General features: G+C 68.9%; 24 protein-coding genes, 3 tRNA genes and 1 pseudogene. 14 read left to right on the top strand and 14 right to left on the bottom strand.

Annotation, left to right across the window (positions count from 1 at the left end; all coding sequences use genetic code 11):
- Positions 1 to 305: 305 nt before the first annotated feature.
- Positions 306 to 623, bottom strand: coding sequence for a hypothetical protein (locus tag ACIBTX_RS06065; RefSeq protein WP_363660858.1), 318 nt, complete (start codon positions 621 to 623; stop codon positions 306 to 308).
- Between the two features lie 349 nt (positions 624 to 972).
- Here ACIBTX_RS06065 and ACIBTX_RS06060 point away from each other — a divergent pair, with 349 nt between their 5' ends.
- A complete protein-coding gene (locus ACIBTX_RS06060; protein WP_357131684.1) occupies positions 973 to 1,206 on the top strand; it encodes a GntR family transcriptional regulator in 234 nt (77 codons plus the stop codon).
- A gap of 302 nt (positions 1,207 to 1,508) precedes the next feature.
- Here the strand turns inward: ACIBTX_RS06060 and ACIBTX_RS06055 are convergent, their stop codons facing one another.
- Both ACIBTX_RS06055 and ACIBTX_RS06050 read right to left on the bottom strand, forming a co-directional pair.
- The gene (locus ACIBTX_RS06055; protein ID WP_357131833.1) at positions 1,509 to 2,789 is read right to left on the bottom strand and encodes an MFS transporter; all 1,281 of its coding nucleotides are present in this window, start codon (positions 2,787 to 2,789) and stop codon (positions 1,509 to 1,511) included.
- A gap of 78 nt (positions 2,790 to 2,867) precedes the next feature.
- Positions 2,868 to 3,389, bottom strand: a complete 522-nt coding sequence (locus tag ACIBTX_RS06050; RefSeq protein WP_357131681.1) for a GNAT family N-acetyltransferase — start codon at positions 3,387 to 3,389, stop codon at positions 2,868 to 2,870.
- 607 nt (positions 3,390 to 3,996) lie between these two features.
- Here ACIBTX_RS06050 and ACIBTX_RS06045 point away from each other — a divergent pair.
- Positions 3,997 to 5,853, top strand: a complete 1,857-nt coding sequence (locus ACIBTX_RS06045; protein ID WP_363660857.1) for a hypothetical protein — start codon at positions 3,997 to 3,999, stop codon at positions 5,851 to 5,853.
- 15 nt (positions 5,854 to 5,868) lie between these two features.
- Positions 5,869 to 6,537: a hypothetical protein gene (locus ACIBTX_RS06040; protein ID WP_357171801.1), complete on the top strand. Its 669-nt coding sequence runs from the start codon at positions 5,869 to 5,871 to the stop codon at positions 6,535 to 6,537.
- Between the two features lie 115 nt (positions 6,538 to 6,652).
- Here ACIBTX_RS06040 and ACIBTX_RS06035 read toward each other — a convergent pair.
- Positions 6,653 to 6,725, bottom strand: a tRNA-Arg gene (locus tag ACIBTX_RS06035).
- Positions 6,726 to 6,760: 35 nt separating this feature from the next.
- Positions 6,761 to 6,851 (bottom strand) — tRNA-Ser (locus ACIBTX_RS06030).
- Positions 6,852 to 7,164: 313 nt separating this feature from the next.
- Between ACIBTX_RS06030 and ACIBTX_RS06025 the strand changes: the two genes are divergently transcribed.
- Positions 7,165 to 8,412 carry a hypothetical protein gene (locus ACIBTX_RS06025; RefSeq protein ID WP_357171800.1) on the top strand — a complete coding sequence of 416 codons (1,248 nt, stop codon included), beginning with the start codon at positions 7,165 to 7,167 and terminating at the stop codon, positions 8,410 to 8,412.
- A 4-nt stretch (positions 8,413 to 8,416) separates the two neighbouring features.
- Here the strand turns inward: ACIBTX_RS06025 and ACIBTX_RS06020 are convergent, their stop codons facing one another.
- Entirely contained in the window at positions 8,417 to 9,187 is a 771-nt protein-coding gene (locus ACIBTX_RS06020) for a CPBP family intramembrane glutamic endopeptidase (RefSeq protein WP_357131669.1), read from the bottom strand.
- Positions 9,188 to 9,331: 144 nt separating this feature from the next.
- On the opposite strand from ACIBTX_RS06020, the gene ACIBTX_RS06015 reads away from it, so the two are divergent.
- Positions 9,332 to 10,447: a globin domain-containing protein gene (locus ACIBTX_RS06015; protein ID WP_357131666.1), complete on the top strand. Its 1,116-nt coding sequence runs from the start codon at positions 9,332 to 9,334 to the stop codon at positions 10,445 to 10,447.
- Between the two features lie 70 nt (positions 10,448 to 10,517).
- Here ACIBTX_RS06015 and ACIBTX_RS06010 read toward each other — a convergent pair whose 3' ends face one another.
- On the bottom strand, positions 10,518 to 12,047 hold the full coding sequence (locus ACIBTX_RS06010; protein ID WP_357131663.1) for a peptide deformylase: 1,530 nt from the start codon (positions 12,045 to 12,047) through the stop codon (positions 10,518 to 10,520).
- Between the two features lie 159 nt (positions 12,048 to 12,206).
- Here ACIBTX_RS06010 and ACIBTX_RS06005 point away from each other — a divergent pair, with 159 nt between their 5' ends.
- The 3 genes from ACIBTX_RS06005 (at position 12,207) to ACIBTX_RS05995 (ending at position 14,667) form a co-directional block, all read left to right on the top strand.
- Positions 12,207 to 12,725, top strand: a complete 519-nt coding sequence (locus ACIBTX_RS06005) for a SigE family RNA polymerase sigma factor (RefSeq protein ID WP_396832106.1) — start codon at positions 12,207 to 12,209, stop codon at positions 12,723 to 12,725.
- The gene (locus tag ACIBTX_RS06000) at positions 12,722 to 13,633 is read left to right on the top strand and encodes a hypothetical protein (RefSeq protein ID WP_396832105.1); all 912 of its coding nucleotides are present in this window, start codon (positions 12,722 to 12,724) and stop codon (positions 13,631 to 13,633) included. Before ACIBTX_RS06005 ends, ACIBTX_RS06000 begins: the two co-directional genes overlap by 4 nt.
- Positions 13,634 to 13,884: 251 nt before the next feature.
- Positions 13,885 to 14,667 (top strand): IucA/IucC family C-terminal-domain containing protein, encoded by a 783-nt coding sequence (locus ACIBTX_RS05995; RefSeq protein WP_396832104.1) that lies wholly within the window; start codon positions 13,885 to 13,887, stop codon positions 14,665 to 14,667.
- Between the two features lie 8 nt (positions 14,668 to 14,675).
- Here ACIBTX_RS05995 and ACIBTX_RS05990 read toward each other — a convergent pair whose 3' ends face one another.
- Entirely contained in the window at positions 14,676 to 16,505 is a 1,830-nt protein-coding gene (locus ACIBTX_RS05990) for a hypothetical protein (RefSeq protein WP_396832103.1), read from the bottom strand.
- Positions 16,506 to 16,717: 212 nt separating this feature from the next.
- Between ACIBTX_RS05990 and ACIBTX_RS05985 the strand changes: the two genes are divergently transcribed.
- Complete coding sequence (locus ACIBTX_RS05985) at positions 16,718 to 17,428, top strand: class I SAM-dependent methyltransferase (protein WP_357171798.1); 711 nt, start codon at positions 16,718 to 16,720, stop codon at positions 17,426 to 17,428.
- Positions 17,429 to 17,525: 97 nt separating this feature from the next.
- On the opposite strand, the gene ACIBTX_RS05980 is transcribed toward ACIBTX_RS05985, so the two are convergent.
- Positions 17,526 to 18,068, bottom strand: coding sequence for a YbhB/YbcL family Raf kinase inhibitor-like protein (locus ACIBTX_RS05980; RefSeq protein WP_355048705.1), 543 nt, complete (start codon positions 18,066 to 18,068; stop codon positions 17,526 to 17,528).
- A gap of 143 nt (positions 18,069 to 18,211) precedes the next feature.
- Here ACIBTX_RS05980 and ACIBTX_RS05975 point away from each other — a divergent pair, with 143 nt between their 5' ends.
- Positions 18,212 to 18,367: a hypothetical protein gene (locus ACIBTX_RS05975; RefSeq protein WP_396832102.1), complete on the top strand. Its 156-nt coding sequence runs from the start codon at positions 18,212 to 18,214 to the stop codon at positions 18,365 to 18,367.
- A gap of 11 nt (positions 18,368 to 18,378) precedes the next feature.
- Here the strand turns inward: ACIBTX_RS05975 and ACIBTX_RS05970 are convergent, their stop codons facing one another.
- Together ACIBTX_RS05970 and ACIBTX_RS05965 are read right to left on the bottom strand one after the other, a co-directional pair.
- Positions 18,379 to 18,684: a hypothetical protein gene (locus ACIBTX_RS05970; RefSeq protein ID WP_396832101.1), complete on the bottom strand. Its 306-nt coding sequence runs from the start codon at positions 18,682 to 18,684 to the stop codon at positions 18,379 to 18,381.
- A gap of 337 nt (positions 18,685 to 19,021) precedes the next feature.
- Positions 19,022 to 20,233, bottom strand: coding sequence for a helix-turn-helix domain-containing protein (locus ACIBTX_RS05965; RefSeq protein ID WP_396832100.1), 1,212 nt, complete (start codon positions 20,231 to 20,233; stop codon positions 19,022 to 19,024).
- A gap of 354 nt (positions 20,234 to 20,587) precedes the next feature.
- Here ACIBTX_RS05965 and ACIBTX_RS05960 point away from each other — a divergent pair, with 354 nt between their 5' ends.
- The 3 genes from ACIBTX_RS05960 to ACIBTX_RS05950 all read left to right on the top strand — a co-directional run bounded on the left by ACIBTX_RS05960 (position 20,588) and on the right by ACIBTX_RS05950 (position 22,497).
- On the top strand, positions 20,588 to 21,046 hold the full coding sequence (locus tag ACIBTX_RS05960) for a hypothetical protein (protein WP_396832099.1): 459 nt from the start codon (positions 20,588 to 20,590) through the stop codon (positions 21,044 to 21,046).
- Positions 21,047 to 21,262: 216 nt separating this feature from the next.
- Positions 21,263 to 21,856: a hypothetical protein gene (locus tag ACIBTX_RS05955; RefSeq protein WP_396832098.1), complete on the top strand. Its 594-nt coding sequence runs from the start codon at positions 21,263 to 21,265 to the stop codon at positions 21,854 to 21,856.
- Complete coding sequence (locus tag ACIBTX_RS05950) at positions 21,811 to 22,497, top strand: hypothetical protein (RefSeq protein WP_396832097.1); 687 nt, start codon at positions 21,811 to 21,813, stop codon at positions 22,495 to 22,497. The genes ACIBTX_RS05955 and ACIBTX_RS05950 overlap by 46 nt, the downstream gene beginning before the upstream one ends.
- Positions 22,498 to 22,544: 47 nt before the next feature.
- Here ACIBTX_RS05950 and ACIBTX_RS05945 read toward each other — a convergent pair.
- Both ACIBTX_RS05945 and ACIBTX_RS05940 read right to left on the bottom strand, forming a co-directional pair.
- A pseudogene (locus ACIBTX_RS05945) lies at positions 22,545 to 23,006 on the bottom strand (HAD family hydrolase); the annotation flags it as partial.
- A 268-nt stretch (positions 23,007 to 23,274) separates the two neighbouring features.
- Positions 23,275 to 23,361 (bottom strand) — tRNA-Ser (locus ACIBTX_RS05940).
- A gap of 387 nt (positions 23,362 to 23,748) precedes the next feature.
- Between ACIBTX_RS05940 and ACIBTX_RS05935 the strand changes: the two genes are divergently transcribed.
- Entirely contained in the window at positions 23,749 to 24,726 is a 978-nt protein-coding gene (locus ACIBTX_RS05935; RefSeq protein ID WP_396832096.1) for an NAD(P)H-quinone oxidoreductase, read from the top strand.
- On the opposite strand, the gene soxR is transcribed toward ACIBTX_RS05935, so the two are convergent.
- On the bottom strand, positions 24,709 to 25,164 hold the full coding sequence (gene soxR, locus ACIBTX_RS05930) for a redox-sensitive transcriptional activator SoxR (protein ID WP_357131626.1): 456 nt from the start codon (positions 25,162 to 25,164) through the stop codon (positions 24,709 to 24,711). The genes ACIBTX_RS05935 and soxR overlap by 18 nt on opposite strands.
- Positions 25,165 to 25,188 lie beyond the last annotated feature (24 nt).

Raw genomic sequence — 25,188 nt, 5'->3', positions numbered from 1 at the left:
CGCCTACTACTCCAACGTCACCTCCCCTGCCTGTGCTTGTGGTGGGTTCGTCGGGCGCGGCTTGAGGATCTTCGTCGCCAGATCGACCAGGGGCAGGGTGCGCTCTGCTGGGGAGCGCCACGGCGAGGACGGTAAGGACGGCCAAGGCGAGCATGTCCAGGGTGATAGACCGGTGCCAGCCGATCCGTAGGCGTCCCCAGTGGACAGTAGTACTGACCAGCGGAAACACATGATCAAGAGCACCAAAACCCGCCGGGATTAGCGGGTCTGAACCGACCCCACCCGAGACCCTGTACGGATCTGAACTACAGAGATCCCTTCACCCTGCGGGCCGAGGTCTTCCCCGAGCCCTTCCGGACGGGCGCAGGCTCCCTACGGACCGGGGAGGCCGCCGGACGGGGCGACGGAGCGAGCTTCCGGAGACCGGCGGGCTGGACGAAGAGTTGCCGCCGGGCTACCGCATCTCCCCGGGTGTCCAGCTCGTACCCCTCGATCCAGGCCCACCCGTCGTACGTGATCCGGTCTTCCAGTACGCGGATGAGCCGGAAGTAGAACGGCCGGGAGAACTGGACGCTGGCCGCCTGCGTGAGGTGCAGCAGGTCACCACCCTTGAACGGGCGCACGCCCCACCGCCCGTCGCCACGCCCCGATCCGCGCTCGGGCCACCGCGACCCTCGGACACCAGCCGTCCGGATGACAACGGCTACATCTCTGCATGCGGTGGTAATCGATCACCGTCCAGGAAAGCTCGACCTCGAACGGCACCGCGCTCACCGCGACCCCTCCCGCTCCGGGTGGGGTGGAGCAGGACAGGCGAACGGCCAGAGCTTCACGAGGTGCCTCCTACCTGGGCGAAGGTCTGACCTCAATCTAGTTCAACTTGTACAGTTCGTATAGCTGTTCCTATAAGTACAGAACGTTTGGTAGGTACCCAACGGCCCGCCCGTGCTAGGCGTCCATAAGGTGTCGATCATGATCGACGAGATGAGTCCGGTAGCGCTCTACATCCAGCTCGCGGATCTCCTCGCCAAGAAGATCGAGTCCGGAAAGCTCAAGCCCCGTCAGCCGCTCCCCTCCGAGGCCCACCTCCAGCAGGAGTACGGCGTGGCTCGCGGCACGGTCCGAGCGGCTATCCGCCTGCTGCGGGAACGGGGTCTCGTCGTGACGCTTCCAGCGCGCGGGACGTTCGTCGCCGAGAAGCCGTAGCCAACACCACCATCACTCACCGAGGCGTCAGCCAGGTGCGCGGTCACCGATCGGGCGTACCGGTAAGCGGTCCCCAGCACGGCGGCGAAGCCGATGAGCACGGTGTAGGACCAGGCATCGCCGGGACCGGTCAGCTCGCCGTAGCGGTGCGACAGGAAACCGACGAACGTCGCCGCGCCCAGCGCGGTCACCGCGACCACCGCGCGAAGGTCGGCCACCATCGCGGCGATGGTCGGGGCCGCCTCCGCTGGGGCTGGTCGGGCCGTCCGCTGCGTACGCGGCGGTCACCGCACTTGTGGTGGTCAACTTCTCGCGCGTCGCCGGCGGGTTGCGGACAGGGCGGATGGTGAGACAGCACGATCGAGCGGGGGCGGAATCGAGCAGGGAGCGACGGTGGGGATGGTGGTGGGTTCGGCCGCGGATTCGGAGTGTTGGTGACTCGACCGGGTCGGCAGTACCGCCAGCGCGATCAGCGCGCCGAGTAGGCCCGTCGCGGCGAAGCCCCAGGCTGGCGCGGCGGCATCGATCACCGCCCCGGCCAGCGGGGCGCCGAGCGCAACCCCTACCACCATCGCTGAGCCGTGCAGGCCCATCGCCTCACCCCGTACGCTCGCCGGCACCAGCCTGCTCACGGCGTCGGCGGTGGCCGCCACGGTCGGCGCGGTGAAGGCTGCGGACGGCAGCAGCATCAGGGCCAACAGCCACCACTGGCCGCTGCCCAGGCCGACCGGAACGGTGACCAGACCGAGGACCAGGGTGAGGATCAGCGACGGCACCGGGCGGGACAGCGCGCCGTAGGTGAAGCCACCGATCAACGAGCACGACGCCCAGAGCGCCAGCACCACACCGGTCCAGTCGAGCTGGCCAGCATCACGCAGCACCGCCACCACCGACACATCGATGCCGGCGATCACCAACGTGCCCGCCGCGCCGCCGGCGAGCAGTCCGATCAGCCGTGGGGTCAGCCACTGCCGGCGCGGCAGTGCCGGTGCCGGCGTCGTCGCCTCGTCACGCGCCCGGGTCGGCGGGTTCAGCACCAGCAGGGTGAGTCCGGCCAGCACGATCCCGGCGCCGACGGCGTACATGGTCAGGGTGGGCGAGACCCTGGTGGCCAAGGCCACCGCCCCGGCTGGCCCGATCATGAAGCTGAGTTCGACCGACATCGAGTCCAGCGCGTACGCCTGACGGCGTTGGGTTGGCGGGACCAGCGCGGCGATCGACTGCCGGACCACGGAGAAGACCGGGAGGGTGAGCAGCCCGCCGACGAACGCGGCACCGAGCAGCACCGGGTACGGCAGAACCGGTGCCGTAGCCCAGAACAACGCCGAGACCGCTGTGGTCAGCAGCAGCATCGGCCGCAGGCCACGTCGGTCGACCAGCCGGCCGAGCAATGGCGCGCCGAGCGCCGAACCGACCGTCATCGCGGCCCCGACCAGCCCGGCTGCGAAGAAGCCGCGGCCCAGATCGAGGACGTGCAGCGTCATCACCACGGCGGTGGCCGCCACTGGCACTCGGGCCAGGATCGCTACCAGCAGCAGCGGCCGCAACCCTGGCAGCGCGAGCGCGTCCCGGTACGGCTTCACATCCAACACGGTCCGCACCTCCCGGGCCGCCCTTGCCTAATACGGGTAGTTCCTAGTTACGGCTTCGGCCGGGTGACCTCACCGATCCAAGGCGATCCAGTAGCGCCTTACTGGACCGTGCTCGGTGTCGCGGATGCCCTCGAGGACGCCGCCGTGGTGTTCGATCGTCCGGGCCGACGCGATGTTGTCGGCCAGGCAAGGGATGAGGACGCGATCTAGGCCCAGGACGACGCGAGCCTCTGTGAGCATCTCGCCGAGTGCCCAACTCGCCAGTCCTCGGCGGCGCGCGGACGGCCGGACGCCGTAGCCGATCTGGCCGATCTCGTCATCGAACTTGTGCCGGAGGGCGATACCCCCGAGTACGTGGCCGTTCTCGACGATCCACCGGGGTGAGCCGTGCTGTTCGTCCGGACACGGATCGCCGGCCGGATGGACCATTCGGACCCGCGCGTGCACCCAAGCGGCGAAGCCTTCGGGCGAGTCCACATCGTCGTCAGCCCTCAGGCCGAAGCCGTCCTCGTGAAGGCCAGGGCCCCAGTCGTCGCGGCATTTCAAGAACGCGGCGTGCAGGCGGACAGTCGGCAGAATCAACTCGGGCATGAGGTCACGTTATTAAGAGCCGGACCGCCGGGCGAGCCGCGTCTTACCAGAATTGATCATGCCCAGAAGGCGATCCAGCTCCATATAGTCCATGTGCTTCGACAGCAACCAGAAGGTGCCGTGCCGCCCTCCTGGGCAATGTCAGCCTGGTCAAGGACGCAACCCAGATGACGAAAGCCAGGCACTTGGCAAGCCCCACGGACGGCCATTTTGTGACTTGCGTCATACCCGAGTGGCCGTAACCGTCGGCGATCCTCCGACTCGCCGCCCGCGTGCGGTCAGCAGTTCGGCGGCCTGGGGTTTGTAGAGCCGCTGCTGCGGGCCTTCCCGACCAAGCCAGCCCACGCCACCCTCCGCTTCGGCGAGCCGGACGACCCGACCGCCGTCGAGCGGCGCATCGATATATGACCGCCCGATAACCCTCCTCAGAACAGAGTTCCAGACCGAACGTCAAGCATGTCCTGGGACGTATTCGTCAAGCGGGTGGTCGGACCAGACAATCACCGGTGGCGATTGTCCGCCGCCGACTGCCGCGCGCCACATGTCCGCCAGCTGATCTGCCACACCTCGGCGCACTGATCGCGGCAGAGGGTGAACCCGATTTCGCTTGCGCGTCCGCCGTGCACAGCGGCACCACGCGGGCTTGGCCGAAACGTATACATTGACCAGCGCCGGTTTGCTGTCGATGGATCGAGACGCCATGAACTACCCGACGCCGCCACCGTTTCCCCCGCCGCCACCGCCTCTTCTGCCCCCACCGCCACCGCCACTGCCGCCGCAACCGGCACGGCCGCGACGGCTTTTGCTGCTGTTTGGTGGCCTGGCCCTGGCGTTCCTGCTGATCTGCACGATCGGCGCGCTTGTCGTGGTGCCCCGCTTCACCGGCAACCCGGGTGGCAAAAAGGAACGGGCCACTGAGGCGCAGGTGGCGGTGAATACCGCCGATCAGGAGTTGAGACAGGCGGCTGAGCGGCTGCTCACCACGTCGGCGGTCCGCTACCAGGGGTCGTTCTCCGGACCGGACGGCGACCGCATCAGCATGGACGCCCAGGTGACAAACGAAGGCACGGTGCGAGGCAAGCTGATCACTGGCGGCCAGACCGCCGAGATCCTGGACCTTGGCGATCGTACGTTCCTCAAGGTCGGCGAGGCGTTCTGGCGTAAGGCCGGGATCACCGACGGGCGCGAGAAAAAGTTTGCCAACCGGTGGGTGCGGGTCGCGGGCGACCTCTTTGGATTCGACTTCGGTGACGTCCTGGCGCCGGCTCTGCTCGCCACCGGCATGGTGCCGAGCATTGAGGAAAACGGCTATCCGCAGCAGGAGGAGTCACTCGGACTCGGCGTGGTCACCTCGGTGGATGGCGTCGAGGCACGAGCGGTGGTCCTCGACGGTGTCACGTACCTGATCAGTACGGCCGAACCGAAACGGCTGTTGGGTATGAGCACCACCCCGGTGGCCGAGTCGGGGAGCGGCTTTCAGACGATCGCGCACCGGGTGAGTGACGTCGAGTTGCGCGCCAAGCTGCAGGTTCTCACCGACGACCAGCGGCAGTTGCTGTTCGACGAGGTGAAACGTCAGATGGGCGTACTGGCGCAGTCCCTCGACAGCATCGTCCAGGTGTCGCTCACCGGCGACGCGAGCCTCAGCCCCTGCACCACCAACGGCTGCACCGCGAACCTGAAGCTCCGCAGCAGGGTGACGTCGGCATCCAAGTACGTGACGATCGACAAGCAGGTCACCGTCGAGGTGAACATCACCATGACGTTGGACGGCAGGCCGGTGCAGACCTGCCCGGAAGTCCTGATCATGAAGCCGAAGGACACCAAAACGGTACGGTGCCGCGCGTCGTACTACATCCCGCCGGCCCGGAAACCCAAGACCCACCAGGTGTATGCCGCGTACACGGCGGTCGCCCGGGCGGTCACCACGGCGGATGCCAAGAAGATGGCCGCTGACCTCGCCGACGAGATCAAACGCAACGGCACGTTGGGCGTCAAGCCGGCGGACAAGCCTCATGAGTACCTGCCGACCGGCGCGAACCCGCCGGCCCTGAACACCCGTCAGCAGCAGGCGAAGACCCGCGTCGAACAGCTCGCGAAGCAGGCTTGCAAAGACGTGCAGCGGTGGCCCGGAGAGTCCCCGCAGCACTGGGGCGACCGGGTGCACAAACGACTCGCCGAGCTCGTCGGTGCGGAACCGGCATCGGCCAACCTGTTCGCGGAGGTCGGCTACCGCAACGGTCTGCTCGCCAGGAGGTGGAAGAATCCGGTCACCGCACGAGAGGGCTGGGAGAAGGGCGCCAAGGCGCCGGATGTCGTGCTCGGCGTGGACGAACTGCGACCGGAACTCATCCTCGACCTGAAGACCGGCGCCAAGGGGCTCGAAACCAAGTGGTACGGGGACCTACAGAACCAGCTCCCAGCAAGGTATCGGAACGTTCCGGCGATCACCGTTCGATGCTGAGAAGGGGATGATCACGTGGATGTCGGCAGGTGGGAAAAGGCCGTCGACGCGTACCTGCTGCCCGCTCTGGGTGATGGCTGGCGTGCTGCGGAGGGCCGACTGGTGCGGGGTCCGGTCGGCTGGACCGCCCAGACGGTGCAACCAATTCCACCACTGCGCCGGCGGCCCAATTTCCAGGTCGAGGTGATCGTCTGGTTGCTCGCGGTGCCAGCGGCCGACGGCCACACGTGCTCACGGCGGCTGGAGGGAGTGTTCCCGGAGCCGGACGCCCTGGCCGGCTACGAACCGGTGATGGCCGACATCCGGGACGTCGTACTCCGGGAGGGCATCCCGTTCCTGGACCGTTACGGAGATGTCGAGGGCTTGCTCGCTTACCGACTGGAGTGGGAAGCCCAGGACGCGGAGCGTGGCCTGACCGACCCCGACATACGTGCAGCCGAGGAACTCGCCTACCTGCATGTGATCCGCGGTGACTGGGACGCCGCGCTGGCGGCTGCGGCGCTGGCTGAGGAGGCCGGCGAACTGAACCGTTCCCGCCCGCACCCGATCGCCTGGGAGGATGAGATCCTCGAACGCGTTCGTGCGGTGATCGCCCTCGGCCCGGACGGCGCCCGCGAGGCCCTCGCCCGCAACGCGGCCACAACGGCGGCCGCGTTGTCCCTGCCCTACTCCATGCCGCGTTGAAGCGCCAGGGCGAGCGGATGAGCGGCACCGAGGCGGATTAGAACGTTGCGGTACTTCGCCGCTGTGCGGGAACGGAAAAGGGCCGTCTCGGTTTCCCGAAACGGCCCTGATCTTGTGCGCCCGAAGGGACTCGAACCCCTAACCTTCTGATCCGTAGTCAGATGCTCTATCCATTGAGCTACGGGCGCTCGTGCTCAGCCAGTGTACACACCCGGCTTTCGCGCGGAGACTCCGGGATTCGAACCCGGGAGGGGCTTTAAGACCCCAACCGCATTAGCAGTGCGGCGCCATAGACCAGACTAGGCGAAGTCTCCCTGGTGGCCCGCAGACCACCGCGCCCGAGGATACAGGTCGGCACCCACCGGGGGCAAAACGACTTCCGGGGTACGCCGACCCGGGCAGCGCGCCCCGGTATTTCACCGCTGTGCGGGGGCGTGATCGGGACTACGCTCCATCGATATGCAGGAGCAGCCGCCCAGCGAACCGACCCGCCAGGAGCCTGCTGAGCGCCCGCGTCGGCGCCCGGCGCGGGCCACGTTCACGCCGCCGCAGGCGACCGATCAGCCTGCCGAAACGGCACCGGCGGCACCGGCGAGCCCGCGTCCCCGCCGGGCCAAGGCGGCGCCGGTGATCTTCCAACCGCCGGATCCGGACCGTCCCCTGCCCCGGCAGACAGAGCCCGCCCCCGCCCACCCGGAGAGCACCCCGGTCAAGCCGCCCGCTGCCGCCAGCGACGCGCCGCACCCCACCAGGGAACCCGCCGGCACCGCGGCGCACCCCACCAGGGAACCCGCCGACGACACGGCACACCCCACCGAGGAACCCGCCGGCACCGGGGCGCACCCCACCAGGAAGTCCGCCAAGAAGGCAGCTCAACCCGCCCAGGGCGCAGCTCGACCCGCCCAGGACGAGGCGCTTCCCGGCGCGGCGGGAGAGCCGACGGGCCAGCCACCGAGGGCGCGGGCGCCCCGGCCCCGGAAGACCGCCACCAGCACGGCGGCCGTCGCACCGACACCACCTCCGCCAGCGCCGGTCATCCCGGATGCGACGCCCGTCACACCAGAGCCGACCGAGATCACGCCAACCCCTCGCAAGCGCGCCACGCCCACCCGTAGAGCCGCCACGGCGAAGGCGGGCGCACCCGCAGTCGCACCGGCACCCGCGCCGGAAGCGGCTTCCGCGATCACCCCCGAGCCGGCCGCAGCGGCGGTCCCCCCGGGCAACCCCGAGGCGGCTTCGACGCGTACCCCCGAATTGCCGGCGGTGGTCGCGCGCCTGCGCGACCATCCCGGTTTCGCTCCGGAGTTCCTGGCGATGGAGGCGGTGCGGACGCTCGGACCCGGCGCGGCCGAGTGGACGCGGCGGCTGCGGGACCGCTACCCGGACGCTCCGGCGGACGGTCTGGCCCGGCTGGCGACCCGGCGGTACGTGCGGGCGGCGGGCGCGGGAGGGGCGGCGGCGGCGCTGGCCGGTCTGTTCGCGCCGCTGGCGGAGCTGGTGTCGGTGCTCTGGACCCAGGCGAACCTGGTGCTGCACCTCGCGGCGGCGTACGGACGCGACCCGGCGCATCCCGATCGGGCCGAGGAGCTGCTGGTGTTGACCCAGGTGCATCCCGACGCGGCGAGCGCGCGGGCCGCGCTGCTCGGTGCGCGGGAGGCCGGTGATCCGGTGGAGGGGACGTGGCCGAAGGCGGCGGAGGCCGCCTGGCGGCTCGCCGCGCCGCTCACCGCGCAGGCCGGCGGGTGGGTGGCGTTGCGGTTGGCGTCCCGACTGGTGCCGGGGGCGGCGGTGGTCGCCGCCACGCTCGGCGACGCGGCCGCGGCCGATCGGCTGGCGGCGCGGGCGGTGGCCGCCTACCGGCCGCACCGGCGCTGAGCGGTCACAACCAGTCGAACCACTCGCGGGGCAGCGACGCGTAGCCGACGAAGGCGACCACGTCGAGCACGGTGTGCGCGATGACCAGGGGCATCACCCGGCGGGTACGCAGGTAGAAGAGGCTGAACACGACGCCCATCACCGCGTTGCCGACGAACGCGCCGAAGCCCTGGTAGAGGTGGTAGCTGCCGCGCAGCAGCGCGCTGGCCGCGATGATCGCGGCGAGCCGCCACTGGAGTTGGCGCAGTCGGGTGACCAGGTAACCGACCACGATCACCTCCTCCAGCACGGCGTTCTGCACGGCGGCGAGGATCAGCACCGGGACCGCCCACCAGACCTTCGGTAGCGCCGCCGGCACCAGCGTCGCGTTGAGGCCGAGGTGCGCCGCCACCCAGAACAGGGCCAGGCCGGGCAGGCCGATCAGCGCGGCCAGGCCGGCGCCCCGGGCCAGATCCTGGCCGGGCCGCCGCGCGTCCAGGCCGAGGGTCCGCGCCGGGTCGCCGGGGTCCCTGCTGATCAGGTGTACGGCGAGCAGCACCGGAAGCAGCGCGAACACGATGCCGAGAAGCTGGTACGTCAGGTCCAGCCAGGGGCGGGCCGACGCGGAGGTGTTCAGGGCGGCGGTCTGCTTGGAGAGCGGGCCCTCGGCGGTCAGCTTCGCGATGATCGAGACCACCGCGTAGACGGCGGACTGGCCCAGGGACAGGCCCAGGACCAGCAACGTTTCGGTCCCCAGCAGCCGGCGGGACACCGGGCGGGTCAGCTCAACGGTCACCGCACCACTCTGCCCGACGGACCGGCCAGCGGGCAGGGCCGACCGGCCGGCATGAACCGATCGCACATTCTGTGCGACCGGTGCACACGCTCCGTGGAGATTCTATGGGTGCCCGATCCGCTGCCGTCTGGAGAAGGAGCACCGGTGGACGATGTCGCACGGTTGCTGAAGGAGAGCTGGACCCTGGTCGAGGAGGACCGGGAGCGGCTGACCGGGCACTTCTACGCTCGGGTGTTCCTGCTCGATCCCGCCCTGCGCCAGCTCTTCCCGGTGCAGATGGCCGGCCAGGGTGACCGCCTGCTGGAGGCGATCATCACGGCGATCCACACCGTGGACGACCCGGAGAGCTTCGACGAGTTCCTGCGCGCGCTGGGCCGCGACCACCGCAAATACCACGTCGACGACCGGCACTACGCCACGATGGGCGTCGCGCTGCTCGACGCGCTGCGCAGCACCGCCGGCGACGGCTGGAACCTGGAGTACGACCAGGCGTGGCGGGACGCGTACGCGGCGATCGCCGCCAAGATGGTGGCCGGGGCGGCCGACGACGACAACCCGCCGTTCTGGCACGCCGAGGTGCTGACCCACGAGCGCCACGGCCCCGACATCGCCGTGCTGACCTGCCGGGCCCTGCAACACCCGCTGCCCTGGCGGGCGGGCCAGTACGTCAGCCTGGAGCTGCCCCGCTTCCACCCGAGGGTGTGGCGGAACTACTCGGTGGCGAACGCCCCGAACGACGACAACGTGCTGGAGTTCCACGTCCGGAGCCCCGGCGCGGGCTGGGTGTCCGGGGCGCTGGTCCGCCGGGTGCGGCCCGGACACCTGCTGCGGCTGGCGGCGCCGATGGGGTCGATGACCCTGGACCGCTCCTCCGAGCGGGACATCCTCTGCGTGGCCGGTGGCGTCGGGCTCGCGCCGATCAAGGCGCTGGTGGAGGAGTTGGCCACCTACAACCGGACGCGGTGGGTGCACGTCTTCTACGGCGCCCGGCAGGCGACGGACCTGTACGCGCTGGCCGCGCTACAGGATCTGGTGGCCACACACCCGTGGTTGTCGGTCACCGCCGCGTGCAGCGACGACCCGGACTTCGACGGCGAGCAGGGCGACATCCCGGACGTGGTGTCCCGGTACGGCCCGTGGACCACGCACGACTGTTACGTCTCCGGATCGGCGCAGATGGTCCGGTCGACGCTGCGGGTGCTGGCCGCCGACGAGGTGCCGCCGTCGACCGTCCGCTACGACACGTTCGGCGATCTCTAGACGTTCCTCCCCCCACACCGGGGCGCGTGCCCCTGCCCCCTGGGGCGCGCGCCCCGGTCCCCTCGCTGTCTCAGTAGCGCCAGGGTCGCCCGGTCTCCCGGTACTCCTCGACCGGCACCAGCGGCACGCCCGGCGCCATCCGGTCCACGTAGAGCCGGCCCTGAAGATGGTCGATCTCGTGCGCGACGAGCCGGGCCATGCCGAACTCGAACGACGTGATGATCCGGCTGCCGTCCCACTGGGCGTGTTCGACGTCGAGCCGCAGCGGCCGGGGCACCAGACCGCGGTGGTCGAAGAAGGAGAGGCACCCCTCGTACTGCTCGTCGGTCTCCGGGTCGGCGTCGACCACCCGGGGGTTGAGCAGGACGACCGGTTCCGCCGAGCGGTCGGGGGGTCGGACGACGGCCGCGGCACGGCCGATGGCGAGCTGTGGGGCGGCGATACCGACCCCCTTGCTGAACGGGTGCAGCTCGTCGAGTCGGGCCAGCGCCATGATGAGGCGGTCCACGATCTCGCGGGCCGCCTGCTCCTCGCCGGGGAGGTCGAACTGTCGCACCGGCTGTCGGAGCAGGTCGTCGCCGCGCTGCACGATGCCGATCCCGCGCATGCGGTCGCTGGGGCGGACCCGGGTGGCGCCGGGGCCGACGTCCGGCTCGGTGTCCGGCCGAGCCCGGAAGCGCCACTGCATCCGGTAGCGGGCGTTCAGCGGCGGGTCGTCGGTCTGCCAGTCGACGATCGCCCGGTCACCCTCGTCGTGCCGCTGCGGGGCCGTCCGCAGCGGGCCCTCCTCCGCCGAGAGCGAGGTCTCCACGCCCCAGACCTGCGGATCGAACGCCGCCGGCAGATCCAGGCGTACGGCGAGACGCCGGGTGGGCAGCCGGACGGCCCGCTGGAACCAGGGGCCCCACTTGTCGTGGCCGACGCTGTACGCGTACTCGATGGTGGTCCGGTCGCCGGGGTACAGCGGAAAGCGGCGTTCGCCGTTCTCGAAGAGGAGCCAGATCTCCTTGAACGCGTCCCGGTCGTGTTTCGCCCGCCAGTGCATCGGCTCGGAGTCGCCGGTGCCGTCGTCGCGTCGGGCCTGTAGTTGCAGCTCGGCGAAGGTGAGCGGGTGTTCCCGGTGGTGCCGGTTGGAGCGACCGGGATCGTTCGGGTAGCGGTCCACCGCGACGCGGACGAGGTAGCGGGTGACCGGCTCGGTGCCCGCGTTGTACAGCTCGCGGCGGATGACGCACCGGTAGCCGTCATCGGTGTGGGTGAGGGTGGCCAACTCCCGCTCCACCACGAGGCCGGTGCCGGGGGGCAGCCACTGGCTGGACAGCGGGGGTTCGCGCTGCGGTTGGCCGGAGCGGGCGTGCCGGAGGTCGTCGTACTCGCGGAAACGCTGCCAGATCGCGCCGCTGGCCTCCAGGACGGCCTCGGCGCGGCGGGCGAAGTCCTCGGTCGGGCGGTGTCGGCGCCCTTCGACGTGGCTCACGTAGGACGGGTCGAAACCCATCAGCACGGCCAGTTGTTTCTTGGAGAGGCCCCGCCCGGCGCGCTGGCGGGCAAGCTCGGCCGCAAAGGACTCGGCAGCCCGCTCGAGGGGTGAGGTCGTCATCGGCTTCCTCGCGGCCGGGAGTATCAGTTTCACGTTCCGTGGCCGAGCGCACACTCATCTGGCATGTTCCCGACACACCGCTTGACAGCTCATGTCTTGCCGCCTGTGACGGCGGCCGGCGGTGGCAACCCCCGCCGGGCGGCTGGAGTCCTTATCCCCGTGAGAGTTGATCCGAGTTTCGACAGCTTCGTCGAGCAACGGTCGGCGGCGCTCCTGCGGCTCGCGTTCCTCCTCACCGGGGATCGGGGCCACGCGGAGGATCTGCTGCAGACGGCCCTGCTGCGCACGATGCGTCGCTGGTCGAAGGCCCGCGAGGCCCCTGAGCCGTACGTCCGGCAGGTCATGGTCAACCTGTCCCGGGACCGGATCAGGGACCTGCTGCGACGCCCACGCGAGACGGCGCTGCCGGACAACCCCGACGCCTTCCGCTCCACCGATCCCGGATTCGACGGCGTCGGGGAGCGGCAGACGGTCGCCACGGCGCTCGCCCAACTTCCCGTGCGGCAGCGACAGGTGATCGTGCTCCGGTACTTCGAAGACCTCTCCATCGAGCAGACGGCGGAGCTGATCGGCTGCTCGATCGGAACGGTCAAGTCGTACACCTCCCGGGCGCTGGCGCGGCTGCGCGAACTACTCGGCGACCTTCACGAAACCGAAGAGGCAAGGACCCTGCGATGACCGCTCTCGACGACGAACAGCTGGGCCGCCTACTGGGCGACCGGCTCCACGAGGAGACGTACACCATGACCGCACCATCGAATCTCACCGAGACCCTGCACCGTAAGAACCGCCGTCGTACCCGGGCACTGGGTCTGGCCGTGGCCGCGCCGGTGGTCGCCGCCGTGGCCGTGGGCGCCTCGCTGGCGTTCGCTCCCGGAGGCGTGGGAGGCGGCGGCGCCCCGAAGGAGGCGCCGGAGATGCTCACCGTCGGCTACGTCGCCGAGCAGACGGCCACCGCCCTGGGCCAACTACCGGGGTACGTCCAGCACGAGACCGCCAAGCACCAGGGCCGGGACGGCAAGCAGGCGAGCCTGATCGAGCTCTGGGCCGACCGCACCACCAGCCGCGAGCGGCAGGACAACAAGATCTACTACGGCGACGTCCGCTCGTACACCGTGGCGCTGGACGGCTCCACCGCCGTCGAGCTGAACCATGACAAGAAGAAGTGGTGGACCTACCAGGTCTCCTCGCTCAAGCCGGCCGACACCAAGCAGGTCCAATACCTACCGCCGTCGCTCAACCCCAAGGACCTCAAGCGCGCCGTCGACAGCGGGAAGGTGACGCTCGTCGGGAAGGAGCGGCTGGACGGCAGGCAGACCGTGCACCTGCAGTGGCTGGGCGGCCCGGACAGCGCCATGGACACGGCGAAGACCGCCGAGGAGTCCATGCAGATCTGGGTCGACGCGAAGTCCTACCAGCCGGTCCGGGTCGTCAACAAGGTGTTCACCGGCACCACCACCAGCGACTACGAGTGGCTGCCCCGCACGAAGGAGAACCTGGCGAAGGTCACGGTGACTCCTCCGGCCGACTACCGGAAGCTGCCGTGCACGCCCACGCCGGCCAAGGACTGCGGCTTGAACGATTAGGGCTCTTTCATAAGGGCCGGCTCTTGTGAAACAGGCCCTCAAGTCGCGTTTACGAGGCCCCGGATCGCGGTACGCGGTCCGGGGCCTCTCGGCCTGCCCGAACACGGCAGCCGCTGTCGCCCGGATTACAGAACACTCGGGTATGCCGGCGAGCATGGTTAGGCTAGCCTTAGCTCAGGACGGCATCTGACCGTCCGCCGGGGGAGGCTCCTCGGCCATCCGGACGGGGGACGGCTCAGGTGACTGCGGTGATGCCGAGGCGGGACGTGACCGCCACGCCGCTCGCCCCCGTCACGGCCGCGCTGCGGACCATGTTCGGCACCGACGACCTCCCCGGGCTCGCCCGAGGGCTGCTGGTCGACGACGAGCTGGGCTGGGCGCCCGCCACGACCCTGGTCGACGGCACCCGCCTGCCGGAGCTGCTGCGCGCCGCGAGTGTCCGCTGGGGCGGCACCCCGCACGCCTGCGCCGCGCTGGCCTGGAAGTCGTACAGCTACTGGACGGCGCTGCCGGTCGTGCTCGGTTGGGCCTCGGCCCGCCGGGTCCCGCTGCTCCACCCGTCCGACGTGCTGATCCACTTCGAGGACCACCGGCCCCTGATCACGCTGGGTCTGCGCCGCGGCACCACCGTGGCGGTCCTGCCGAGCGACCCGCTGGCGCTGTCCGGCCTGCCGGAGGTACGCGTCGTCGCGGGTGAGGCGGAGTTGCTCGCCGAGCTGCGGGCCTCCCTGCTCGACGCCCACCTGGCCCCGCTGATCGCGGCGATCCAGGCCGAGGTGCGGGTGGGCACCCGGACGCTGCTCGGCTCGGTCGCCTCCGGCATCGCGCACGGCATCCTGCGGGGTGCCGACGCGCTGCCCGGCTCGACGGTGCAGAGCATCGACACCCTGCTCGGCGCGCTCGACCTGGCCGACCTGGTCGAGCTGGTCCCCGGCCCGGCCGGCGAGCCCAGCGTCCAGCGCCGCACCTGCTGCCTGGCCTTCACGCTGCCCAGCCCCAAGGTCTGCCAGGGCTGCTGCGTCCGCCAGGGCTGACCCGCTTTTCAGTCGGTCAGCGACCGGACGTCCCACACCCACACGCCGCCGGTGAAGGTCGGCTGGATACCGGTCAGCTCGGTCATACCGCGACGTAGCTCCATCTCATGCTCGTGCGGTCCGAGGATCACCACGCCGGTCCGCCAGTAGCGCAGGTCGTCGACCGCCTTGACCCGACTCTGCGGGGTGATCGGCGGCACCGCGCCGGTACGGCGGATGGTGGCGAAGAAGCTGCTCGTGGGTCGCGGCGGCGCGGTGAACAGCGCGACCTTCGGCGGCTGAGCGCTCGGGCGGGTGTCCGGGCCGAGGAAGTAGCCCCGCGCCAGCGGCATGTCGAGCCGGGTGACGGCAGCCCAGCGCAGCGGCTCCGCGTAGGTGGTGTCCGGCAGCGGCAGGGTCACCACACTGCGCCCACCAGCCACGTACGGCCGCCAGGCCCCACTGGTCACGAAGGTGGGCACCGGATCCAGTTGGACCACCGGCAGCGGGGTGGGCAGGATCGGCAGCAGGGCCATCGTCAGCACGGTCGCGGTGGCGAAGCGGATCTGCAGCCGGGCCGCCGGTCGGGCGCGGGCCAGCTCGCGGGCGCGCTCGGCACCGTAGGCGAGCAACACCCCGATGATCGGGGTGATCGCCAGCGCCCACCGGGTCGGCACCACCGAGTGCAGGATCGGCAGGTTCTCCAGCGCCGCCCAGGGCCCCGGCACCCCGGTGCCGCGATTGTTGAAGCGGATCTCCCGGCCGAGCGAGAGCACCGCGAAGAGCAGCCCGAGCCCGGCCAGCGCGAGCACCACCGCCGAGCGCCGCAGCCACCAGACGAGGGCGACCACCAGCACCAGCAGCGACCAGCCGAAGAAGCTGTTCTCCTCGGTCGGGTTCTTGGCCAGGCCGGCGGCGGTGCGCGGGCTGCCGGCCAGCGACTCCCGGGAGTACGCGACGAACGAGGCCAGGTCACTGGAGTAGCCACGGATCAGGCTGGACAACCCGGAGTAGGCGCCGGGGCCGAAGAACTGCACGTACAGCGGGTACGCGAGCAGCGCACCGGCGACCACGGCGGCGACGGCCAGGCCGGCGAGGAACCCTCGGGTCCGTGATCGCAGAGCGGGGCGAGCGAGGGCCAGCGCGCCGACGACCACGCCGAGCCCGATCGCGGTCATCAGCAGGATCTCCAGGTTGAGAAACGCCTGCCAGACGATCACCAAGGCGAGCAGCACGCCGTTACGCAGCCAGCGGCCGGGGTCGGCGAGCCGCAGCGTACGCCAGATGATCAGCGGGACGACGAACTGCGACACGATGTTCGGGTGGCCGTTGGCGTGCGACACCATGGCCGGCGCGAACGCGCAGAAGCCGGCGCCCAGCCAGGCGGGCCCGCGACTCTTGACCAGGACGCGGGAGAGCAGGAAGTACCAGGCCGTGGCGGTGGCGATCATTCCGAGAGTGAGAAAGAGCAGGAATGACGCACGTGGCCCGAACAGCAGGGTGATCGGCATCATTGGTAATGAAATGGATAATACGGACGTGTTTGCCATGAGGTTGACGCCGTCCGGCACGTTCATCTGGTCCGAGTGGAACGGGTACGCGAATTGCGTGACCACCCGCGCACCGTGCGCCATCATCCATTCGAACTGCGACTGGTCCGAACGGTTGTCGCGCACTCCACTGCCCGGGTCCCACCAAAGACGCCCGGTGATCCAGAAGGCGAGCACCACGAAGCTCAGCACGGCGGCCAGATCGGCCCACTTCCCGTTACGGCGCAACCGATCGCCGTCGCCGGGCTCCTCCACCCGCGACGCGGTGGACGGACCGTCGCCGGGAGCGTCCGATTCGGGAGTAGTCATGACAATTCATAGGGTAGTCAGCGTATGACGGTGCCGTGACATGTTTCGAGGTACTGCCGTACTATGTGCCGGGTTCGCCGACCGCCGATCACGTACCCACCCCCCGACCCGCAATTCGGCCAACAGCTCCCCCGATTCCGCTGCCATCCAAGCGGATGATTCACTCTGTCGGTCCAGGCACGGGTCGAGTTCATATCGTGAGGAATCGACGCATGGCAGAAATCACTGGGGACCAGCGCGTCCAGTCCGAGGTGCTTGAGGGCCTGGCGATGGCCGTCAATCACCGTCGCTGGTTCGTCGAACTGGCGGTGCCGTACCTCGGTGACGACCCGATCGAGATCGGCAGCGGCCTCGGCGACTACGCGTTGGAATGGTCGCAGCGGCTGCCCCGGTTCACCGCCACGGAGGCCGACCCCGACCGGCTCGTGCAGCTCAAGGAGCGGCTCGCCAGCCAGGCGGGTGTCGACGTCCGGCAGATGCTGCTGCCGCACAACGATCGGGGAAACTACAGCGCCGCGGTCTCGTACAACGTGCTGGAGCACATCGACGACCACGTGGGCGCGCTGCGCAGCATGCGTGACCTGGTCCGACCCGGCGGCGCGGTGATCATCATCGTGCCGGCGTTCCAGTTCGCCATGAGCCCGGCCGACATCGCCACCGGCCACGTCCGCCGCTACACGAAGAAGACGCTCGGTACGGCGATGACCGAGGCCGGCCTGACCGTAGAGAAGATCCACTACGCGAACGCGCTCGGGTTGATCGGCTACTTCATGGCGACCAAGGTCTTCCGGCTCATGCCGAAGGAGGGCCCCATGGTCAAGGTGTACGACACCCTGGTCCTCCCCGCCACGAAGGCCGCCGAGCAGGTCGTCCGCCCCCCGTTCGGCCAGTCCGTCTTCGCCGTAGCCCGCGTCCCGGCCTAACCCTTCCTACCCGCGCCGATCTTGCACTTCCTGTTGCCGTAACGTCCCCTTTGCGGGGGTATGTCGGCACAGAAAGTGCAAGATCGGCGCGGTGGGGTTACTCCTTGGTCTGGTGGGTGGGGCGGATTACCGCCCGCGCCAGGGTGTGGAAGGTCAGGTTGAAGCCGACGTAGGCGGGGCTCGCGTCGGGGGTCAGGTCCAGGCGGTCGACGTCGAGGGCGTGCACCGCGAAGACGTACCGGTGGGGGCGGTCACCGGGCGGCGGCGCCGCGCCCCCGTACCCCTGCTCGCCGTAGTCGTTGCGGACGGAGAACGCTCCGCCGAGATCGGTGCCCGCCGCGCCCCCGGCACCGGCGGGGAGCTGCGTGACATCGGCCGGCACGTTCACCAGCACCCAGTGCCAGAAGCCGCTGCCGGTCGGCGCGTCCGGGTCGTAGCAGGTGACGGTGAAGCTCTTGGTCTCGGCGGGGAAGTCCGACCAGGTGAGCTGCGGCGAGACGTTCTCACCACCGGCGCTGCCGTGCGCGTGCCGGACGTCCATCGGCTCGCCGTTCTGCACGTCGTCACTGGTCAGGGTGAACGAGGGAACGGTCGGCAGCAGCTCGTACGGGTCCGGGGCGATCGGTCGTTCCAGGGTCATCGGTACGCGTCCTTCCGGAGTGGGCAGATACCAGCCTCTTCATACCCCTTTCCACGGCGTGGAACGACCGATTGGTCGGGGTGTGCCGGATCACGGGAGCGGGCTAGGGTGATGCCCCTGAAGCGTTCCACGGGGGGAATTTCTTGCTCAGCATCTGGCGGGACTTTCTGGTCGCCGTCGTCGGCGTCCTGCGCAAACCGGACGAGCGGGCGCTCGCCGAGGAGCGTCGACGCGCCGTCGAAAAACTCGCCGACACCACGATCCGCGAAGCCCGACGGGACGAGCCCGAGGGAAAGTAGTCGTCGCCGTGTCAACGGGCCCAGGAAACGAAGCGCTCGTACAGCTCGCCCGCCGGGATGGCAGGCAGTTCAATCACCGCCACCGCGTGCAGGCTGCCGACGTACATGGACAGGCCGATCCGGTCCCGCCCGTAGGCCTCGGCCAGGCGGACTCGGGCCGGCGCACACGGCCAGGGCGTGTCCTGTTCACAGCTCCGGCAGGTCCATTCCGGGCGGCGTGGCACGTGGAAATCGGCGAGCCGGCCATCCAGCGCAGCGGCGGCCCGCTCGCCCTGGGCCGCTCGGGCTCGCACCGCCGCCGTGACGGTGGTCGGCACCTCCCCGATCATCGACCCGCACCGGTTTCCGGCCTATCGGCGGACTGGTCACGAGCCTGAGCCAGCAGCCGCGCCCGCGCCGCCTCCTGCTCCGCCCGTTGGATCGCCGGCCCAATGGCCGTCCGTGGTGCGGCGAGCGACAGCCACCGGAATCTCCGGCGCAGCGAACTAAAAGGCCAAACCATCGTGGCGTCCTCCCGCCTCAGGGCGTGGCGGCCTGGCCGCTGCCCCTCCGGGTCGACGGCTGCCCGCAACACCTACTGCAATCGCGAGGACACGCTATGGAGTTGGGAGAACCGCTGAGGGTACGAGACGTACCCAGCGACAGGACGTACCCCTAGAGTTCCGGCACCGCTATCCGGCTCTCCAACTGAATCGCCTCAGCCCGAATCGCCGCTGGCGCCTCCCGAGCCAGCCTCCCCGCCAGTTCCTGGGCGGCTGGCGAGTATCGAACGGTCTCCGGAGACGTGGTCTCGGCGAGACCCAGCAAGTGAAGTGTCGCCTCCTGCGCTCCCTCAAGATCAGCGGATCGGGCAAGCTCGACATAGTGTCGGCCGCGCCGCTCAGTCGACGGGATCGACGCCGGATCGAGCGAATGCGCACGCCTTTGGGCCTCATCCGGATCCCCTAGGTCCACTGCGCACATCACGGCGTACACGTCGACCAAGGGCCGCGACACCCGGGTGCGAAGGCCGATGAACTTCGCTGGTAGCGCCTGCTCGACCACCCGACGGGCGGCATCTAGATCCGACCACGCGCCCTGGTCACCGGTGCGGGCCCTCGTCAAGGCGGTACAGAGGAACAGGTCCGCTAACATCTCCGCCCACTCGGTGCCCCCATCGGCGACCCGGGGTTCGATCAAGGCGCGAGCCTCCCGCAAACGCTCCAACGCTTCGTCACCGCGGCCGACCGCCCGCAACAGGTGTGCCGCGTACCAGGTCGACTGAGCGATGGCGAGAGGGTCGTCGGCGTCAAGGGCCGCAGCCATGCCTCGATCAACGGTCAGCCAGCACAGCTCACGGTCACCGTGCCAGGCGAGGTATGCCTGTGCGAGATGATGCGCCTGGGCGAGCAGCGCGAGGCTTGCGCGCCGGTCGTCGCCGGTGTGCAGCCGAGCGGCGCGCTGGGTGGCGTCGAGTAGGCCGGGCAGGATGACGCTGACCTCCGTGCGCTGATGCCGCGAGGTGTGCCAGGTCTGCCACGCGGCATCCACGGCACCTCGCAAATAGTCAGGGGAGTCTGGCGTACCGGAGACGGTGATCTGCCAAGCGGTCAGTGCGCGACGAACGTCGCCGATGGCGGGATGGCTTGGGCGTCCGTCGAGCGAGAGGGTCACCTGCGGGCCGAACAGGTCGCCGAGGTCCCGCACGCCAAGGTGTGGAGCAAGCTGCTGAGCGGCCCGCAACGTCAGGCTTCGACGCCCGTTCTCCACGAACTTGACGGTGGTCGGAGAGAGCCCGGCAAGGCCGGCGAGTTGTTCGCGGGACAGGCCAGCAGCGCGACGAAGCCGCTCGACGCGCTGGCCGGGAGTGAGTTGCTGATCGGACATGGAGGCACCTCGCAGCATTGGGTACATCGCGTACCCCCGACCGTACGCCGCAATGAGGTGTCCGTCGATGGCCCGAGGATGCGGGTTACTAGCCCAGGACAACATCGCCACCTTATCGGCCTCAAGATCTGGCCAATGCGGCCATGGCCAGGCAGAACACTATCCAAGCCATCGACCGCCCAACGACACAGATGCGGCACAGGGATCGCTCGGCCAGGGCGCTGGCGTCGCGCTCGCGGAGCAGCCTTGTCGCACCCTCCTGCCACTCTCAGAAGGCGGGTTGGACACTGCTGCATGGGCGGCACTCCTAAGACCCCAAGCCGGTAAAGGCGTTTCGGGCAAAAGGACGGAAAGATGACCAACGGGGGCGATCGAGAATTCGAATCCTTAGACATCGTCCGCGCGGAGCTCGACGTTGAACGGACTGCGCAGGAGAAGCGCGCCGAGACTGTCGACAGCCGAGCCGGCCAAGTTCTTGGATTCGCCGGCGTGTTGGCCGGACTGGCACTCAACAGCAAGTCAGGATGGGCGCTGCCCGGCGCGGTGGTCGCAGCCGCTGCAGCGACCTTGGTGGCTTCGATCCTCCGGCCACGAATGCAGGCAGGGATATACCCACGGGGCCTCTACCTGGGCTACATCAACAAGAAGCCAGACTGCACGAAGCGCGTGGTCCTCGATACACGGATCGCAGATTACGAGAGCAACAAGGACCAGTTGGACATAAAACTCAACCGCTTGGATTGGGCAGTCCGGCTCCTAGTCCTCGCCATCACCCTGGTGGTGTTGGCACTCTTAGCTGTGATCCTCAGATGAGAAGGGGGAAAGAGATGTCCAATGAAAGACAAGATCAACAGGGTGGGAGCGGCACCAACGACTCGCCGAAGCCTGCGGATCCTCCCGTCGTCATTAAGCCGGACCCAACCATCAGTGAGATCGGCAGGCGAGACGACGACCGTCCGAGGCACTTCAAGACTCGATAACAGGAGCCCCGACTTCCATCTAACTGAATTGTCAAAGGTGGTTAATCGCATGTCGACAGGCTACGCAGAGGGACGGGACGGCGAACTAGTAGAGGCTCTCATCGCAGCCCTTGCAGAAGGCGGGGATGTGAGTCGGGAATGGCTATACAACGCAACTGCACCGCTGGCTCTTGCCTTCTATTTCGGCGAGGAATTCGATCGCAACCACGATCCGGCATTGAACCTCTCAGTGTTGCGGCGGAGGCTTGGCGAAGTGCTGCGTGTCGGAGTTACCGAAGATTTCTTGGTTAAAGCGGTCCGAAATGGGATAACCGAATTCTTCGAAAGATTCGCGGACACGGCGGAAGCCGACAAGAACCGGCAGGAGATCCGCGACAAAATCGACCGGGCGCTTACAGACCCGGCACAGTTTCAGGACTTGAAGGCATACATGCCAGGCGCGAGCCTCCTGAGTGATGAGGAGTTCCGGGAACGCCTAGGCAGTCTCGCCAATAAGATATCCCCTACCAGCGCCGATGAGGCCGTCGGACACTGGCGCAATATCGAGCTATGGACGGGACTGACGGAGAAGCACCTCCCTGACAAAGCTTTCGATTCATGGAGCAGTCAGAGGGTGCGCAAGTCGCGCCGTCAGACAAACTAATCGAGAAGGATGCCAAGCCCTTGATCCCATGGAGGGATTTGATGACCTTTACTCCAGACCTAGGTGACGTGCCGGGATGGATAAGTGCCTTATCCACCGTCAGCGCATTAGGCATTGCTGGCTACGCCGCGAAAGCTGCTTTCCATCAAGTGAAAGAGGCTCGAAATCTTCGGGAAGCTCAGGCGCAGCCCTTCGTAGTCATAGACTTTGAGCCCACGCGAGGGGTGGGGCACCCCTTCATGGACTTGGTGATCAAGAACGTGGGCCAGACAATGGCCCGCGATGTACGCTTCAAGTTCTCGCCAGAACTGCTGAGCACGCTGTACGAAGATCCAAGCGCGCCAACCAAGCTATCCGACCTTTCCGTATTTACAAATGGGATCGCTTCAATTCCGCCAGGCAGAGAGTACCGGATTCTCTTTGACAAGATGCCGGATCGATTCGCGAATCCCAAGATGCCACGCCAGTATGCAGTAGAGATTTCGTTTGGCGACTATAAGGGCGTGCCACAGGAACCACTGACCCAGATCCTTGACCTTGAAGTGTATTTCAGTGCTCTGATGATCTCAGAGCACGGCACTCACCACATCGCAAAGACCCTGCGGGCGTGGGCAAAGAAAAACGGAGTCACCCACTTTTAGCTCGGCCACTCCCGACGCGATGACATATCTGCGATAAAGCCCGGCATTCAGCCGCTTTCCCGGCCGATCAGCACAGCGGCTATCTCTCCCATGCTGGTGACCACCGCGCCCGCCCCGGCGAGCCGGAAAACTTCGACCTTCGCCGGTCGATTCGCGTAGCCGACCACCGCGACCCCGGCGGCTCGCGCTCCCTCGATGTCGGAGAGGGAGTCACCGATCAGCACGCACCGAGCCGGTGGCTCGCCGAGAGCGCGCACGGCTTGCAGAATCGGTTCCGGATTCGGCTTCATGCGGCCTGGCTCGGCGTACGCCCGCCCGACCACCGGCGAGACGTACCCCGCAATCCGGTGCGCTGTCAGGTAGGCCGCCACCGCGCCGGCCGAGTTGTTGCTGACCGCCGCCACCTGCATCCCCGCCTGGCGGGCAGCCACAATAACTTCCCTGCCGTACGGCGTGGGCTCGGCGGTCTCGACGGCCCTGCGTTCGGCCGCGCAGAGCGCATCCTCCACGCCCAATGGGCCGGGCACAGCGTGCATGTGCTGCTCAAGGTCTACGCGTCGTGCATCGACGGACAGGACGAGGCCGCACGTAGGCGGATCGAGGGAGCGCTAGGCACCGAGCCGACCGAAGGGCCGGAGAGCGCCGACACGTAGACGACACAACCAGTGAGACACGGCAGTCCCAAGCGAGACGAAGTGAGACTTACTCACGATCTATAGACATGCCCCCTGACCGGCGTTCGCGCTGGTCAGGGGGCATTTTTGCTGTCCAGATGGGCGGAGGGTGTGGGATTCGAACCCACGAAGACATCGCTGCCTTACCGGTTTTCAAGACCAGCGCCATCGGCCACTAGGCGAACCCTCCCGGACCGGCACCCGTGGGTGCGCGGCCGTGAACAGTCTGCCACGGCACCCGGCGGCCGGCTCGGCGTCCCTCCCCGAAAAGCGCCGGCCAGGCGGCAGCTCCAGCGTCCACTGTGGCGCTGATCGACTCGGGTCCCCGGAAACCGGGGCGTCCCGCGCGCCCGGATGCCCCGGTTTCACGGAAGCCGAGTTGACCAAGCCCGCGGACCGCCCGGTTTCCCGCAAGCCGGGGAACCAAGCCCGCGGGCCGCCCGGTTTCACGGAAGCCGGGGAACCAAGCCCGCGGACCGACTGGTTTCCCGCAAGCCGGGGGGACCAAGCCGACAGGGACCGCGTCGCCGCGAGGGGTGCGTCTGCGGCGGCGAGCGCGGCGGGTGAGACTGGGGGTATGCGAGCCATCACCGTTCCGCAGCCTGGTGGACCCGACGCGCTGGTCTGGGCCGAGGTGCCCGATCCCGAGCCCGGCCCGGGTGAGGTGATCGTCCGGGTGCGGGCCAGCGGGGTCAACCGCGCCGACCTGCTGCAACGGCAGGGGCACTATCCGCCGCCGCCGGGTGCGCCCGCGTACCTCGGTCTGGAGTGTTCCGGGGTGATCGACGCGGTCGGCCCGGAGGTGACCGGGTGGGCGGTCGGCCAGGAGGTCTGCGCGCTGCTGGCCGGTGGCGGGTACGCCGAGCGCGTGGCGGTGCCCGCCGGCCAACTGCTGCCGGTGCCGGCCGGCGTGGACCTGGTCGACGCCGCGGCGCTGCCGGAGGTGGCCTGCACGGTGTGGTCGAACGTGGTGGGGGTGGGTCGACTCACCGCCGGCGACACGCTGCTGGTGCACGGCGGGGGCAGTGGGATCGGCACGTTCGCGATCCAGTTCGGGGCGGCGCTCGGCGCCACGGTCCTGGCGACCGCCCGGACGACGAAGCACGCCCGGCTGCGCGAACTGGGCGCGGCGCACACGATCGACTACCGGGACCGGGATTTCGTCGAGGAGGTCCGTGAGGCCACCGACGGCCACGGCGCGGACGTCATCCTCGACATTCTGGGCGCTTCCTACCTGGGGCGGAACGTGGAGGCGCTGGCCACCGGCGGCCGGCTCGTGGTGATCGGGATGCAGGGTGGCCGCAAGGCCGAGCTGGATCTTGGCGCGTTGCTGACCAAGCGGGCCAGCGTGTCGGCGACCGCGCTGCGCTCCCGGCCGCTGGCCGAGAAGGCGGCGATCGTGCGGGGCGTACGCGATGAGGTGTGGCCGTTGGTCGCGGCTGGCGCGGTCCGCCCGGTGGTGGACCGGCGGCTGCCGATGGCCGAGGCGGCCGAGGCGCATCGGCTGGTCGAGTCGAGCGACCACGTCGGGAAGGTGCTACTCACCCTCGGGTGAGGCGGGCGGCAGCATGAGGCGGGCGCCGGGGCCCTGGGCGGCGAGGGTGTCGCCGGGGTTGTAGAGCATGCAGCGTTGCAGGGACAGGCAGCCGCAGCCGATGCAGCCGTCGAGGTCGTCGCGGAGCTTGGTGAGCAGCCGGATCTTCTCGTCCAGCCGGCCGCGCCAGCTCGCGGAGAGGCGCTCCCAGTCCTGCGGGCTGGGGGTACGGCGCTCGGGCAGCGATTCCAGCGCGTCGCGGATCTCGTCGAGCGAGACGCCGACCTGCTGGGAGATCCGGATGAAGGCGACCCGCCGCAGCTCGGCGCGGGCGTAGCGGCGCTGGTTGCCGCCGGTGCGGTCGGCGCGGATCAGGCCGAGGCGCTCGTAGTAGCGCAGCGCGGACGGTGCCACGCCGGAGCGGACGGACAGCTCACCGATCGTCAACGCGTCCTGCATCACCGGGTCCTTGAGTTGAAGTGG

This window comes from Micromonospora sp. NPDC049359 (assembly GCF_044466585.1).
Taxonomy (GTDB): domain Bacteria; phylum Actinomycetota; class Actinomycetes; order Mycobacteriales; family Micromonosporaceae; genus Micromonospora.
The sequence above is the reverse complement of the archived record's forward strand: the minus strand, read 5'-3'. Positions and strand labels throughout refer to the sequence as shown.